Raw genomic sequence first — 14,379 nt, forward strand, 5'->3', positions numbered from 1 at the left:
CAAGGGAGGAAGACATGATCGACGCCATCGCAGCCGACAACGAGAAACGTGCTGCAGCGCTTAGGACGGATTACGAAGCGCTGGGTGAAAACCTGTCTCGCTGGGGGATCGACATAGATGCTGTCAAGGCCAAGGTCGCCAACTATGGGGTCGCAGTACCCTCATGGGGCGTCGGTACCGGGGGTACGCGTTTCGCCCGTTTTCCGGGGCTCGGCGAACCGCGCGACATCTTCGACAAGATGGAGGATTGCGCCGTTATCCACCGGCTGACCGGGGCCACGCCCTCGGTTTCGCTGCACATCCCATGGGACAAGGCGGACCCGGCGTCGCTGAAGGCCAAGGCGGAGGAAACCGGCCTCGCCTTCGATGCGATGAATTCCAACACTTTCCAGGACCAGCCCGGCCAGGCGCAATCCTACAAGTTCGGCTCGCTTTCGCACACAGACGCGGCGACGAGGCAGCAGGCCGTCGAGCACAACATCGAATGCATCGAGATCGGCGGGGCGATCGGGTCGAAGGCGCTGACCGTGTGGGTCGGCGACGGGTCGAATTTCCCCGGTCAGACGAATTTTACCCGCCAGTTCGAGCGCTATCTCGACGCCATGCGCAAGGTCTACGCCGCCCTGCCCGACGATTGGCGCATCTTTACCGAACACAAGATGTACGAGCCGGCTTTCTATTCCACTGTCGTGCAGGACTGGGGCACCAACTACCTGATCGCCACAGAACTCGGACCCAAGGCCTTCTGCCTTGTCGATCTCGGCCACCACGCCCCGAACGTCAACATCGAGATGATCGTCGCCCGGCTCATCCAGTTCGGCAAACTCGGCGGCTTCCATTTCAATGACTCGAAATACGGCGACGACGATCTCGACACCGGCTCTATCGATCCCTACCGGCTTTTCCTTGTCTTCAACGAACTGGTCGATGCGGAGACCCGCAAGGCGCCCGGTTTCGAGCCGGCGCACATGCTCGACCAGTCGCACAACGTGACCGATCCGATCGAAAGCCTGATGGTTTCGGCGATGGAAGTGCAGCGCGCCTATGCGCAGGCGCTGCTCGTCGACCGCCGGGCGCTCGAAGGGTATCAGGCGGAAAACGACGCGCTGATGGCCTCGACGGCGCTGAAACAAGCCTTTCGCACCGATGTTGAACCGGTTCTCGCAATGGCGCGACTGGAGAAAGGTGCGGCGGTCAATCCTGTAGCAACGTTCCGGTCATCAGGCTATCGCGCGAAGGTCAGCGAGGACCGTCCCGTTGTTTCCGGCGCCGGTGGCGGTATCGTCTGACGGATCGGCAGGTCCAGCTTCGCGGTTAGCGCGAATTCCACGACAATCATTGGCCTAATATTTCAATTTCTCGAGGCGGTGAAATCGGAACTCAAATCTCCGGCGGCACCATCCATCTCAATTTCCCGACCAGCGCACGGAATTAGTTGCGGGACACGGGCTTGGAGCGCATGCGCGAGACGGTCTCCCGTTCGGCGCGTTTGCACCGCATTGGCGGCAGGCCGCGATCCATCAGATCCATGTCTTCCAGAACCATGTCGCCCATTTCCTTGAACGCGACATCAAGCGCGCCGGCGCGATGTGCGGAGCGAAGGAACCCGGGCAACGAGCGGACCGGATGGTCGGGTGCAAGCGGCTCTTCGGGAAACACGTCGCTCGCCGCGACGATGTGCCCCGACCGGACGGCGTCCATCAGGGCCTCGAAATCGACGATTCCGGCGCGGCTCAGAAGAATGAACGCCGCACCCTTCCGCATGGATGCAAACGCCTTTGCGCCCAGAAAACCTTCGTTCTCGCTGGTGACGGAGGCGACCACGAACACCGTGTCGCTTTCAGAAAGAACCGTCTCCAGCGGCACCGGCTCGACCGCATTCTCGCGCAGGATGGAGGGCGGCAGCCAAGGATCAAAAACGCGGATATTCGCGCGAAAACCCGTCAAGAGGCGGCTGAGCGCCCTACCCAGATCGCCAAACCCGATTATGCCTATATCGGACCCTGACAGCAGCCTCGCCGATGTGTTCCCGTCGCCGCCCCACAATTCCCGGCCATTTCGAAAATCGAGGTCGGCATCGACGATTCCACGTGCCAGGTTGAGTGCCAGGGCAACACCAAGTTCCGCGACGGGTGCGGCGAAGACAGCGCCGGTGGTCACGACATGTATGCCCCGCTCAAACATCCTCTCGTAGGGCATATTGTCGATGAGGTTGGTCTCCACATTCAGCACGCAGCGAAGCGACTGCATCCTGTCCAGTGTCGCAGGATCGATGGGGGGCTGGCCGATGATGTAACGCGCCCTGCCAAGGACGTCGGGCGCAAGGCCCGCGAGGGCTTCCGGTTCAATCTCGACAATCTCGTATTTGCGGTGCAGTTCGCGCCGCGCATCATCCGTGAAAATCAGAGCGAGCGTACGTGGTTCCGGCGCACTGATGACCAGCGGCTTCGCATTTTCAGGCATCGCTTTTCCTCCCGCAATACGGTTTCCACAGGAAACCCACGAACGAGGATAGAAAGAATAAACCGATTTACAATGAGAAAAAATCGATTTACCGTGTTGGAACGCGAGGCAAATCCATTTTGTCCGCATGGGAGGAGAAACAATGGCTGTGCGCGCGGCCCGGACAGGGCGGCCATCCATCCACGACGTGGCGAGCCATGCCGGCGTGTCGGCTGCAACCGTGTCGAAAGTGATGCACGGTGTGACCACCGTGAAGCCGGACAATGTCCGCAAGGTTTACGCTGCCGTTGAAACGCTCGGCTATCGCGCAGACCCGCTGGCCTCTGATTTGCGCCGCGCCAAACGCCGGATCATCGGCGCCATCGTTCCCGAGTTCGAGAGCGAGTTCTTCGGCTCGATGATTACCGAGCTCGAACGCTCTGCCGAACAGCGTGGTTACACGCTTGTCGCCACGTCGAGCCGCGAGTCACAGGACCGGGAACTCGAACTGATCCAGCGCATGCAGGACTGGCGGGTCGCGGGCGTTATTCTCGCACCGGTTCGCGACGAGCACGGACCGGCCGCCCGCTTCATGCGGGAAAATGACATGACCGGCGTGCTGATCGACCGCGTGCTGGCCGATGATTCCTTCGATACCGTTTCCGCCGACAGCGCGTCGGCCAGCGCCGGCGTCGCTGCCGCACTGGTGGAAAAGGGCCATCGCCATGTGCTGGTGATCGGACTTGGCGAACAGGCGGCGACAGTTCGTGCCCGCCTCGACGGCTTCAAGGCGGCGGCAATTGAACTCGCACCGGACATGGTCACCGACATCATCCTGTCCGAAAGCGATGTCGGGCCGCTGCGCGGCGCGCTGCACGACTATTTCTCCAAGGGGTCGCGCCCGACAGCGGTTTATTCCCTTTTCGCAAAAGGGACACTGGTGGCCCTCAGCGAATTTAGGCGCCGCGGATGGCGGTGTCCGGAAGACATCTCGCTTGTCGGATTCGATGACGCCGAATGGATGCAAGTCACCTGGCCCACAATCGCGGCAGTGGTACAGCCCGTGCACAGCATCGCAGAGCAGGCGATGGACGTGCTGTTCGGGCGGATTGCGGGCTATGGAGGGAAGCCGGTCGCCAGTCTGCCGAAATGCCAGATTCTAATGCGCGAATCCGTCGGCGCCCCGCGCCACGGCCCGCGTGCGGGGGAAGATTCGTAGGCAACATCCCCCGGTTGCCGGACATGACCAATGCCGTCGCTATCCGGTAGGAACGCGGCGGCGACAACAGTGGAGGAGAATACCAATGAAGCTGAGAAAACTCGCTTTTGCACTTGCCGCCGCAAGCTTGGCGGCGATACCCGTCGCCCACGCCGAGGAGGGCGAATACGGAGTGCTGATGAAGACCCTGTCCAACCCGTTCTGGGGCGCGATGGGAATGGGTGTCGAAGACGGCGCGAAGGAAGCCGGTGTCGAATATTTCTCGCAGGCGGTCGAAAGCGATCAGGCCGCCGAACCGCAGCTTAACGTTTGCAACACGATGCTTGAGCGCAAGCCGGTGGCGATGATCACTGCTGCCATCAACTCCACCAACCTGCTCCCCTGCCTCAAGAAGGCGCAGGACGCCGGCATCAAGGTCGTTGACCTCGACGGCAACCTCGATCCCGCCATTCTTGACAAGGAAGGCATCAAGATCACCTTCCGCATCGGTTCTGACAACGTCGCTGCCGGCGCGCAGGGCGCTGAATATCTCGTCTCGAAAATCGGCGCAGATGCCGAGGGCCCCGTGCTGGTTATCGAAGGTCTGTCCGGCAATATCACCGGCGAAAAGCGTGCTCGAGGCTTTGCCGACAAGCTCAAGGAACTGGCTCCGGGTTTGGAAATCGTCGCCTCCCTGCCCGGTGATTGGGACCGCGGCAAGGCGGCGACGATCACCAACGACATCCTCACGCGCAACCCGGATCTTGTGGCCATCTTCGCAGCCAACGACGGCATGGCGCTTGGTGCGGTCGAATCCGTCTACGCTGCGGGCAAGGGCGACCAGGTAACGGTCATCGGGGTCGACGGCAATTCGGACGCGGTCAAGTCGATCAAGGAAGGGCGTCTGAATGCCTCCGTGGCGCAGCTTCCCTACCTCGTGGGCAAACAGGCCGTCGAAAATGTCAAGAAAGCGATCGACGGTGAATCAGTCCCGACCGACGTCGCCGTTCCAACGCTCGTCCTGACGAAGGAAGTGCTCGAAGCCGGTACGGAACCGATGCTGGAATTCGTGAAGTAGGCCTGTCTCGCTTCCCCGTCGCCCACGGCGCGTCGGGAGCGGAAAAAACTGGAGGAGCGTCCCGGCGCTCTTCCACACCGTCGCTGCCGGCTACCGTCATTGCCGGCCGGCATTGAACCTTGGCCGGATTTTACGGCCGCCAGTTTGAGACCAGGGATCGCGCATGGCCACGACTGCAACTCCCGGGATTTGGAGCCGCGCTCAGCGCGCATCCATTGACCGGCTCCACATCCGGCTTGAATCGTTCATTGTTCTTTTGGTGCTGGCTGCGGCCATGGCCGTGCTTTCGCCATTCTTCCTGTCGGTGAGCAATTTCCTCAACATCCTGCTCGCTACATCGACCATCGGCGTGCTGGCCATCGCGGCCACATTCGTCATCAGTTCGGGGGGCCTCGATCTTTCGCTTGGTTCGGTGATGGGGCTGTCCGGGGTTGTCGGCGCCTATATCGCGGTCAATCTCGGTGCACCTTCCCCTTTCGGCGTTGGGGCCTGTATCCTCGCCGGCGCGATCGCCGGTTACATCAACGGCCAGATCGTTACTCGCGCCTTTGTTCCGGCCTTCATTGTAACCCTTGGGATGCTTGGCATCGCGCGGGGTCTGGCGCTGGTCATCTCGGGCGGACGGGTCATTTACGGCCTGCCGGAATACCTTCTCTTTCTGGGCCAGGGCCGCCCCTTCGGCATTCCCGTGCCCGTGATCATCTTCGTGATCACCGCCCTGGTCGCCCATTTCGTGCTTGCCTACACGCGCTTCGGCCGCCACACGCTAGCGCTTGGCGACAGCGAGGGCGCGGCCCGCGCGGCAGGCATACGCGTGGAGCGTCAGCGCCGCATCCTTTATACGATCTCAGGCGGACTGGCGGGCCTGGCCGGCATGATTTTCATGGCGCGGATCAATTCGGGTGATCCGACCGCGGGCCTCAATTACGAACTGACGGCCATCACGGCGGCAATCATCGGCGGCACCAATCTGTTCGGTGGTCGCGGCTCGATCCTCGGTACGATGATCGGGGCTCTGATCATGGGCGTGCTGCAGAACGGGCTCAACCTGCTCGCGGTGCAATCCTATTACCAGCAGATGGCGATCGGTGCGGTACTCATCCTCGCGGTCTTCATCGACCAGTACCAGGTACGCAAGGAGACCCGTGCATGACGCTTCTCCACCTTTCGGGAATCCGCAAGAGTTTTGGCGCTGTCGATGTTCTTCATGGCGTCGACCTTGATGTCGCGGCCGGCGAAGTCATCGGGCTTGTGGGCGACAACGGAGCCGGAAAGTCGACTCTGATGAAAACGATCACCGGCATCTATAGCGCCGACGCCGGTGCCATAGAACTCGACGGCAGGAGCATCTTGCATCTCGACCCGGGCGAAAGACGCCGGATCGGCATCGAGATGATCTATCAGGATCTCTCATTGGCCAAGCAGCAGGACGTGGCCAGCAACATCTTTCTCGGCAGGGAGCCGGTAAAGAAGATGTTCGGCTTCATTCCGGGCATGGTCGACAAGGCGAGAATGGACCGCGAGGCCGCCGAAATGATCGAACGTCTCGGTGCTCACCTGCCCTCCATCAACCGGCCCGTCAGTTCGTTTTCCGGCGGGCAGCAGCAGACTGTCGCCATCGCCCGCGCTCTGACCTTCGATCCGAAGCTAGTGATCATGGACGAGCCGACCGCGGCGCTGGCGGTGCGCGAGGTGCAAAGTGTGCTCGACCTGATCAGGAGGTTGAAGTCGGAGGGTATCGCTGTGATCCTGATTTCGCACCGTCTGAACGACGTGCTCGCCGTCACCGACCGCATCGTCGTTTTGCGCCATGGCCGCGCAGAGGCCGATCTCAGGACAGCCGATACCAACATGAACGAAGTCGTCGCGCGGATCGTCGGAGGCGGCGATACCGCTTCGGCTGCCGCGCATGAACTCGGGGGGCACCGGTGAACACGTTGGGATTGCATACCTTCGCGATCGCCCCTGTCTGGGACGTTTCGCTTGTCGAGCCGCAGATGGGCCGCATCCTGGCGCACGGTGTCGGTCTCTTCGAAATTCCGCTCCTGCGGCCCGAGGAAATCGACATCGATGCGACCGTTGCCTTTTGCAGGAAGCACGACGTGGAAGTCGTCTGTTCCCTCGGTCTTCCCGGATCGCTCGACGTGATTGAACGTCCCGACGAGGCGATCGCATTCATGGAACCGGCGTTCCGCGTCTCGCAGGCTGTGGGGAGTCCATCACTAAGCGGCGTCACCTACGGCACGATCGGCCGCACTACCGGCGGACCTCCGACCCAACGCGAACTGGACGGCATCTGCGGCTTTCTCGAAAGCGCAGCGAAAGAAGCGGCGTCATACGGGTTGAAGCTCGGTATCGAGCCGTGCAACCGTTACGAAACGCATCTCATGAACCGCGGCAGCGATGCGGCAGGAATCATCGAGCGCGTCGGCGCCGACAACATCTTCATCCATCTCGACACCTATCATATGAACATCGAGGAAGAGAGTTTCGCGGCAGGCTTCGCGGCGGCAGCGCCCTATCTTGGCTATGTTCATGTTTCGGAAGCCAACCGGGGCGTTCCCGGACGGGGGATGATCGATTGGGCTGCGGCGATGCAAGCGCTGGTCGACATCGGATATGGCGGTCCTCTGACGCTTGAAAGCATGAACCACGTTGACGAGGACATTGCCGGAGGTCTCGCGGTCTGGCGGCCTGTCGCCGACAATCCGGACGATGTGATCGACGCGGGCCTGCCGTTCCTGCGCAAGGCAGCCGCCGATGCAGGGCTGCAACTGGGTAGATGACCAAGCGGGCAGACATCCTTTTCCTGCCCGTACTCGGCGCGACCCCTCGGGCCTTTCAGTTCCTTCCGGCGATCCTTTTTTCCAGGGCATCGATTGCGGCCTTGCCGATCGTCTGCGCCTCGACGCCGGCAAGAGGACATGCGCTTTCCAGCCGCTTTACTGCCTTCTTCATGTCGAACGTGTTGGCCGCCTTCAGGCGTGACAGTTCCTCCCAACTGACGGGAACGGCAACGGGCGCGCCCTTTCTGGCGCGCACGGAGTAAGGGGCGATCGCGGTGGAACCCCGGTCGTTTCGCAGCCAGTCGATGAAGATTTTCCCCTTGCGCTTCGCCTTCGACATCGTCGCCACGTAATGCTCGGGGTCCATATCGGCGAAATGGGCCGCGATCGTTCTGGCAAATGTCGTGACAGTTTCCCATCCGGCTGTGCGACGGAGCGGCACGATCACATGAACCCCCTTGCCGCCCGTGACCATCGGCGCGCTGGCAAGGCCGAGATCGTCGAGGAACTCGCGCAACTGAATGGCTGCCTTCTTGACGGACGAAAAACTGAGCCCCTCGTCCGGATCGAGATCGAATACGAGGCGGTCGGGCTTTTCCAGCACATCGGTGCGCGAACCCCAGATATGGAACTCGATGGTTCCCATCTGCGCCGCCGCAACGAATCCGCTCTGCCGCCGAACGACCATGTATGGTTCGGTCTTGCCTGAGCTTTCCTCGATGTCGATGCTTTCGATTTCCTTCGGAAACCCCTTGCCTGCGTGCTTCTGGAAGAAGCACTCGCCGTCTCGTCCGGCAGGGCATCTGAGCAACGAAAGTGGACGGTCGCCGGCGTAATCCAGCAGCCTTTCCGACGCCTTGGCGTAGTACTGGGCTAGATCGAGCTTGGTACATCCGGCATCCGGGAAGATCACCCGATCCGCATTGCTGATGCGGATTCCCAGCACCTCGGATCGGCCCTCCTTGTCATCTTCGGGAACTTCGAGCTTCACCATCTGCATCTCCTTGTCTACCCGGACCCCCTGATGGACGCCGTGCCGGACGGCGCCCTCCCCTGTCAGTTCCGCGTACTCGACCTCGACTACCAGTTCCGGCCGGACCCACCGTGCCGTTCTCGCGACCTCCCTTGGAACGGCGGCGAAGGGGGACGATTTCGCACTTCGATCTTTCATCAATCCGGAAATGCGGTCGAGATCCCGCTCCGAAAAGCCTGAGCCGACGCGTCCGCGATAGACCAGATCCCCATCTTCGTATGAACCGATCAGGAGCGAGGCGAAGGGCCGGCCCCGGCGCGACGACGGCGTATATCCGCCGACCACGAACTCCTGGCGCCGCTTGACCTTGATCTTCAGCCAGTTGCGATTTCGCCCGCTGCGGTAGGTGCTGCCGGCGGCCTTGCTGATAATGCCCTCGCCGCCCGCTTCGGAAATTGCGTTGAACACGGCCACGCCATTTCCGAGCACGTGCTGGGAAAAGCGAATCGCACGGGCGGGTGGCTGCCTCTCCAGCAACTTTTCGAGGCGTCGCTTGCGTTCGACCAGCGGCTCCCGCTTCAGTGAACGTCCATCGAGTTCCAGCAGATCGAAGGCCGCGAAGGCGACCGGTCGCCCTTCCTCGAGATCACGCTGGAGCGCCGAAAAGGCCGAGCCACCGCCGTTCGACCTGGAAATCACTTCTCCGTCTATCAGCGCGTTCTTGCAAGGCAACCCGGTGAACGCTTCGGGTAGGCCGGCATAGCGATCTGTCCAGTCCAGCCCGGTTCGTGTGTAGAGCCTCACCCCGTCTTTCCCAAGCGCGGCCAGACACCGGTAGCCGTCGAACTTGGTTTCGTGCAGCCAGTCGTCGCCTTCGGGGACTGTATCCATCAGCGTGGCGAGCTGGGGCTTTACGAAGGCCGGTGTCGGAAGGCTGAGCTGTTTGCCGGTCTGACGGCTCCCGGTCTTGCGCGCAGCCCTACCCTCGGCGATTTCCTCCATCGTTCGCCCGCTTTCAATGCTCGTCGTGAACCGTTCAATGAGAATGTCCTCGCCGTCCTCTGCAAACCTGTCGCGCTCCTTGATCAGCAGCCAGTTCTCGCGCTTCTCCCTGCCCCGCATGCGAACCAGCGTCCACGCGCCGATCATTCGCTCGCCGTGTAGGACGAATTTCAGCTTTCCGGCCTTGAGCCCTTCCGTGATGTTTTCCGAAGGCTCCCACCACCCCCTGTCCCACAGCATGACGGTTCCGCCGCCATATTGCTTCTTGGGAATGGTACCTTCAAAGGTGGCGTAGTCGAGCGGATGGTCTTCGGTGCGTACGGCCAGTCTCTTCGCCGAGGGATCGGTACTCGGACCTCGGGTCACTGCCCAACTCAGGAGAACGCCGGACCACTCGAGCCGAAAATCGTAATGCAATCTGCTTGCAGCATGTTTCTGAACTACGAATGTCCGGCGACGGGACGATCCGGAACGGCGTGAGCCGGCCGGCTCGGATGTCTTGTCGAAGTCGCGCTTTCGGCGGTACTCGGCAAGCTTTCCCTCCGCCCGGATTGTCACGCCGACTTCTTCCTTCGGGGTGCGGCGGCCTTGCCGCTCTTCGCAGTCTTTGCCTTTTTCGCGCCATCCGCCTTTTCGAGGCTCTGCTTCAGTGCCGCCATCAGGTCGACCACGTTGTCGCCGGCGGGTGCGCTGTTGTCCTCGTCCGTCTCGACCCGCTTGGACGATTTGTTGCTCGTCTTTTTCTTGATGAGCGCCCGTAACGCGTCAGAGTAGTTGTCCTTGTAGGCGCTTGCGTCGAAGGGGCCGGATTTGCGCTCGATCAGCGATGTGGCCACATCGAGCAGATCCTGATCGACAGCCGCATCCTCCACGCTGGAGAACAGAGGCTCCGCATCGCGAAGTTCGTCCTCGTAATGCAGCGTTTCCAGCAACAGCCCGTCGCCACAGGGCTTGACCGCCGCGAGATATTCCTTGCCGCGAAGAGTAACCTGCCCGATCCCCACCATCTTCGTTTCCCGCAGCGCATCGCGCACGACGCGATAGGCATCCTCGGCAAGCTCGTCGCTCGGCGTCAGGTAATAGGGCTTGTCGAAATAGATTGGAGGTATTTCGCACGCATCGACGAACTGCACCAGTTCCAGTGTTTTCTTGGTTTCGAGCTTGATCTCGTCGACCTCGTCGGGATCGATGAGGAGATACTTGTCCTTCTCGTACTCGAAACCCTTCATGATCTCGTCGGCATCGACCGGCCCGACGCCCTGCACGATCTTCTGATAGCGCACCGGCTTGCCGGTCGGTTCGTGGATTTGCCTGAAGCTGATCCGGGCTCCCGAACGCGTCGCGGAATACATTTCGACGGGGATCGACACCAGGGAAAGCCTTATCTGCCCTTTCCAGATCGGTCGTGCGGCCATGTGGTACTCCATACGCTGGCGGGAACCTGTCCCGGTTGCTGGTCAACCGGAGAGGCCGCGATTCGTTCCCGGCAAGGAACCCGAGGTCTTCCGGCAGGGAAACGTTGTTTGCACCGCCGTGGGGCGATGATAGAGGCTGCCGGAAGACATTCGGGTCGAGCCGCCGCCGCGGGCAATTCAGCGCCAATCAAGGACAACCATGCCAGACGCACAATCTCGCCTTTCCTTCGCCATCGATCTCGCGGAGCGCGCCGCGCAGGTCGCGCTCCGTCATTTCCGTTCGATCGACACGCTCACAATCGAGACCAAGGGACATCAGGATCTGGTGTCGAATGCGGATCGCGATGTCGAGACGTTCATCCGCGAGGAGATCGCAGCCGCCTGGCCGGAAGACGGCATCGTCGGTGAGGAACATGCGCCGGTCGAAAGCGGGAACGGCCATGTCTGGGTGATCGACCCGATCGACGGAACCGCGAATTTCGTTCGTGGTATTCCGTCCTGGTGCGTGGTCATTGCCTGCACCTTCGAGGGCCGCACCGAAGTCGGGGTCATCTGCGAACCCTCCTCGGGCGAAACGTTTTCGGCCGCGCGCGGCCATGGTGCGTTCGTGAATGGCAAGCAGATCAGGATTTCCGGCGCCACGAGCCTCTCGGAGGGGTCCGTCGGGACGGGCTATTCCAGCCGGATCGAAGCCGATGGGGTTTTGACCGCAATCCGCGAACTGATAGCGGGGGGCGGGATGTTTTTCCGCAACGCCTCGGGAGCGCTGATGCTTGCCTACGTCGCGGCCGGACGGTTGATCGGATATCTGGAGGAGCACATGAATTCATGGGACTGCATCGCTGCCCTCCTCATGATCGAGGAAGCCGGGGGAACGATCATGCAAACCGACCCCGCCACTGTCATCGACCACGGAACTATGGTCGTCGCCGGCGGTCCGGGGGTCTACGCTGAACTCGAAACGATTGCATTCCGGGCGTTCGCGAAGACCTGACCGGCTTCGTGCATCACCTCGCGAAGTTCTTGTCCAATTAGCGCGTTCGAATGAACAGCCCGGCCTCCCGCCACTGATATTGCCGAGCCTTGCTTCTTAAATCGGCTTTTGAAGCCATGTGTGGACGAAACCGAGCTTCTCGCGGATCGGCGGCGTAACGACGAAGGGATAGATATCGCCCAGCCCCATCGAGCGATTGACATGATTGAGCGCGATACCGAGTTCCACCCCCGTGAAGATCAGCCTTTCCGGGTCCGTCTCCCGATAGGCGTCGTAGCCGGCTCCCGAGAGGCTCGGCGATGACAGCCCGGCCGCCGCGAAACTGTCGATGATGTCGGTTAGATGCAGCACGTGCGCGAAACTCTCCGCCCAGTCCTCGTGCGGATGGCTTGATGCATATTCGGTGACGTGACGCTCGTCCCACCCCGCGGGCGGGCCTTTGCTGTAGTGGGTCTCCAGCGCCTTGTCATAGTCGCCTCTCTCGTCGCCGAAGAGCGCCCGGAACGAGTCCGTGAAGCCCTGCTGCGGCGCGAACCGCTTGAAGAAAAAGAAATGCCCGAGTTCGTGGCGGAAATGGCCGATCATCGTTCGCAACTTTTCGCCCAGCGCTTGCCGCCGTTGCGCCCGTTGCGCCGGGTCAGCTTCCATCACGTTGATCGTGACCAGCCCGTCGTCATGTCCCATGATAACGGAAGCCGTCCCGCCCCGACCTTGCTCGGCGAGCATGTGAAACACCGGCTTCGGACCGCTATCACCCCCGATAAACCATCCCCAACGGGCAAGATTGGCCAGCACCCATCGTTTCGCCGCTTCCGCTTCCGCCCACAATTCGCGATTTTCGCCGTGAAACGTATCCGGGATAACTTCGGTCATCGCGCAGGATAGGCACAGCGGCCCGTCATTCTCCGCCTGCCAGCTACAACCGATCGGATCCCGGTTGGCACAGTGTGGGCTCGACCGCTGAAACCTTGCCCGATGCGGATCGTAAACGACCGATGCGCCACAAATGCAGGACAGATTGTCGAAATGCAGTGGGCCACCGCAATCGGGGCAAGCGAAAATGCGCATGGAAGTTCTCCGATGAGGGCGTCCGGCCGATGATCGCGGCGCAATGCGTCCAGCAAGCGAACCATCGGTTTTCACGCGTTAAGTAGATAACCGCGTGAAGTTGATCAGGTTCCTTCAACGCTCCCTCATTTCATCGCCTACCGGCCCGTGATCACGCCGGAGGCAATGGCGCGCTAAGTCGTTAGGAAGCAGACCCGGCGTACGTATCGCGTTGCGCCTTGCCCCGGCGGCATGCACACTGGCCGCCCGAGGCAAGGGAGAGACGCGATGCATCTTGGTATCCTGACCGGCGGCGGAGACGTTCCCGGCCTGAATTCCGCCATCAAGGCAGTGGTCAACCACGCGCACGATCGGGGCTGGCGGGTGACGGGTTTCCGGCGGGGATGGGCCGGGCCGCTTGCAACTGATCCGCACGACCTTGAGGCGACAGCGGGCGCGCGCATCGCGCTCACACCGCAGACTGTCCGGAGCATCAACCGCTTCGGGGGAACGATGCTGCACAGTTCGCGCACCAATCCCTCGCGCATCAGGACATCCGCGCTGCAGGATTTCGTCAAGGGCAAGTCCCCCTTAGAGGAAGAGGGCTATGTCGACGCCACGCAGCACGTCCTCTCCGTGCTTGAAGCCCTGAAGATCGACGTTCTCATCGCGATCGGCGGCGATGACACGCTGTCCTATGCAGCGCGCATACACCGCGAAGGCGCAAAGGCGATGTGCATCCCGAAGACCATGGACAACGACGTCTTCGGCACCGACTACTGCATCGGCTTTTCCACCTGCACCACCCGCTCCGTCGAGATGATCAACCAGCTTCGCTCCACCGCAGGCAGCCACGAACGCTTCCTAATCGTCGAGATGTTTGGCCGCAATTGCGGCATGACCGCGCTTTCCGCCGGCTATCTGGCCGATGCGGATCGGACCCTGATCGCCGAAGTTCCGTTCGATATGCAGCGCCTTGCCGAATTGATGACACGCGACCGCGCCACAAGTCCCTCCAATTATGCCGTGGCCGTCGTTTCGGAAGGCGCTTCAGTGGTGGGTGAGGACGTGATCGAGCGCGGTGAGGCCGACGCCTACGGCCACCGCAAGCTCGGCGGCATCGGTGAGCGGATCGGCGTCGGATTGAAGAAAATCACCGGCACCAACATGATGATCCAGAATCTCGGATACCTGCTGCGCTCCGGCCCACCGGATGCTGTCGACCTGATCGTCGGCAAGAATTTCGGAACGATGACGGTGCAGCTGATCGGGGAAGGCAAGAGCGGCCTGATGATGGCCATCAACGAGGGGCATTACGCCACCCAGCCCGCCGACATCAGTACCAAGGGCGAGCATCGGGTGAATGTGGATGGGATGTACGACGTGGAAAACTACCGTCCCAACATCTCGAAGGTCCACGGAACGACGATGTATCTGCGGTAAG

Annotated in this window: 12 protein-coding genes; 8 read left to right on the forward strand and 4 right to left on the reverse strand. The window is 61.4% G+C overall.

Going from position 1 to position 14,379, the window contains the following annotated elements; all coding sequences use genetic code 11:
• Positions 1-14 precede the first annotated feature (14 nt).
• Positions 15-1,289 carry an L-rhamnose catabolism isomerase gene (rhaI, locus tag LC298_RS11280; protein ID WP_131567212.1) on the forward strand — a complete coding sequence of 425 codons (1,275 nt, stop codon included), beginning with the start codon at positions 15-17 and terminating at the stop codon, positions 1,287-1,289.
• A 142-nt stretch (positions 1,290-1,431) separates the two neighbouring features.
• On the opposite strand, the gene LC298_RS11285 is transcribed toward rhaI, so the two are convergent.
• Positions 1,432-2,463, reverse strand: a complete 1,032-nt coding sequence (locus LC298_RS11285; RefSeq protein ID WP_131567215.1) for a hydroxyacid dehydrogenase — start codon at positions 2,461-2,463, stop codon at positions 1,432-1,434.
• 142 nt (positions 2,464-2,605) lie between these two features.
• On the opposite strand from LC298_RS11285, the gene LC298_RS11290 reads away from it, so the two are divergent.
• The 5 genes from LC298_RS11290 (at position 2,606) to LC298_RS11310 (ending at position 7,504) form a co-directional block, all read left to right on the forward strand.
• Positions 2,606-3,661: a LacI family DNA-binding transcriptional regulator gene (locus LC298_RS11290; protein WP_131567218.1), complete on the forward strand. Its 1,056-nt coding sequence runs from the start codon at positions 2,606-2,608 to the stop codon at positions 3,659-3,661.
• Positions 3,662-3,746: 85 nt separating this feature from the next.
• The gene (locus LC298_RS11295; RefSeq protein WP_131567221.1) at positions 3,747-4,718 is read left to right on the forward strand and encodes a sugar ABC transporter substrate-binding protein; all 972 of its coding nucleotides are present in this window, start codon (positions 3,747-3,749) and stop codon (positions 4,716-4,718) included.
• A gap of 163 nt (positions 4,719-4,881) precedes the next feature.
• A complete protein-coding gene (locus LC298_RS11300; protein ID WP_131567224.1) occupies positions 4,882-5,871 on the forward strand; it encodes an ABC transporter permease in 990 nt (329 codons plus the stop codon).
• A complete protein-coding gene (locus LC298_RS11305) occupies positions 5,868-6,650 on the forward strand; it encodes an ATP-binding cassette domain-containing protein (protein WP_131567227.1) in 783 nt (260 codons plus the stop codon). The genes LC298_RS11300 and LC298_RS11305 overlap by 4 nt, the downstream gene beginning before the upstream one ends.
• The gene (locus LC298_RS11310; RefSeq protein WP_131567230.1) at positions 6,647-7,504 is read left to right on the forward strand and encodes a sugar phosphate isomerase/epimerase family protein; all 858 of its coding nucleotides are present in this window, start codon (positions 6,647-6,649) and stop codon (positions 7,502-7,504) included. Before LC298_RS11305 ends, LC298_RS11310 begins: the two co-directional genes overlap by 4 nt.
• Before the next feature lie 55 nt (positions 7,505-7,559).
• Here LC298_RS11310 and ligD read toward each other — a convergent pair whose 3' ends face one another.
• Together ligD and ku are read right to left on the reverse strand one after the other, a co-directional pair.
• Positions 7,560-10,037, reverse strand: a complete 2,478-nt coding sequence (gene ligD, locus LC298_RS11315; RefSeq protein WP_199223226.1) for a DNA ligase D — start codon at positions 10,035-10,037, stop codon at positions 7,560-7,562.
• Positions 10,034-10,894: a non-homologous end joining protein Ku gene (gene ku / locus LC298_RS11320; RefSeq protein WP_131567232.1), complete on the reverse strand. Its 861-nt coding sequence runs from the start codon at positions 10,892-10,894 to the stop codon at positions 10,034-10,036. The genes ligD and ku overlap by 4 nt, the downstream gene beginning before the upstream one ends.
• 199 nt (positions 10,895-11,093) lie before the next feature.
• Between ku and LC298_RS11325 the strand changes: the two genes are divergently transcribed.
• Entirely contained in the window at positions 11,094-11,888 is a 795-nt protein-coding gene (locus LC298_RS11325) for an inositol monophosphatase family protein (protein ID WP_131567235.1), read from the forward strand.
• A 96-nt stretch (positions 11,889-11,984) separates the two neighbouring features.
• Here the strand turns inward: LC298_RS11325 and LC298_RS11330 are convergent, their stop codons facing one another.
• Positions 11,985-12,761 carry a putative zinc-binding metallopeptidase gene (locus LC298_RS11330; protein WP_199223227.1) on the reverse strand — a complete coding sequence of 259 codons (777 nt, stop codon included), beginning with the start codon at positions 12,759-12,761 and terminating at the stop codon, positions 11,985-11,987.
• A 462-nt stretch (positions 12,762-13,223) separates the two neighbouring features.
• On the opposite strand from LC298_RS11330, the gene LC298_RS11335 reads away from it, so the two are divergent.
• Positions 13,224-14,378 (forward strand): 6-phosphofructokinase, encoded by a 1,155-nt coding sequence (locus tag LC298_RS11335; RefSeq protein ID WP_131567241.1) that lies wholly within the window; start codon positions 13,224-13,226, stop codon positions 14,376-14,378.
• Position 14,379: the final 1 nt, after the last annotated feature.

It is taken from the genome of Oricola cellulosilytica (genome assembly GCF_019966575.1).
GTDB classification, from domain to species: Bacteria; Pseudomonadota; Alphaproteobacteria; order Rhizobiales; family Rhizobiaceae; genus Oricola; species Oricola cellulosilytica.

Excerpts from the sequence above, each read along its gene's own strand:
- rhaI (WP_131567212.1), top strand. The coding sequence starts at position 15 with ATGATCGACGCCATCGCAGCCGACAACGAGAAACGTGCTGCAGCGCTT.
- LC298_RS11285 (WP_131567215.1), bottom strand. The coding sequence starts at position 2,463 with ATGCCTGAAAATGCGAAGCCGCTGGTCATCAGTGCGCCGGAACCACGT.
- LC298_RS11290 (WP_131567218.1), top strand. The coding sequence starts at position 2,606 with ATGGCTGTGCGCGCGGCCCGGACAGGGCGGCCATCCATCCACGACGTG.
- LC298_RS11295 (WP_131567221.1), top strand. The coding sequence starts at position 3,747 with ATGAAGCTGAGAAAACTCGCTTTTGCACTTGCCGCCGCAAGCTTGGCG.
- LC298_RS11300 (WP_131567224.1), top strand. The coding sequence starts at position 4,882 with ATGGCCACGACTGCAACTCCCGGGATTTGGAGCCGCGCTCAGCGCGCA.
- LC298_RS11305 (WP_131567227.1), top strand. The coding sequence starts at position 5,868 with ATGACGCTTCTCCACCTTTCGGGAATCCGCAAGAGTTTTGGCGCTGTC.
- ku (WP_131567232.1), bottom strand. The coding sequence starts at position 10,894 with ATGGCCGCACGACCGATCTGGAAAGGGCAGATAAGGCTTTCCCTGGTG.
- LC298_RS11325 (WP_131567235.1), top strand. The coding sequence starts at position 11,094 with ATGCCAGACGCACAATCTCGCCTTTCCTTCGCCATCGATCTCGCGGAG.
- LC298_RS11330 (WP_199223227.1), bottom strand. The coding sequence starts at position 12,761 with ATGACCGAAGTTATCCCGGATACGTTTCACGGCGAAAATCGCGAATTG.
- LC298_RS11335 (WP_131567241.1), top strand. The coding sequence starts at position 13,224 with ATGCATCTTGGTATCCTGACCGGCGGCGGAGACGTTCCCGGCCTGAAT.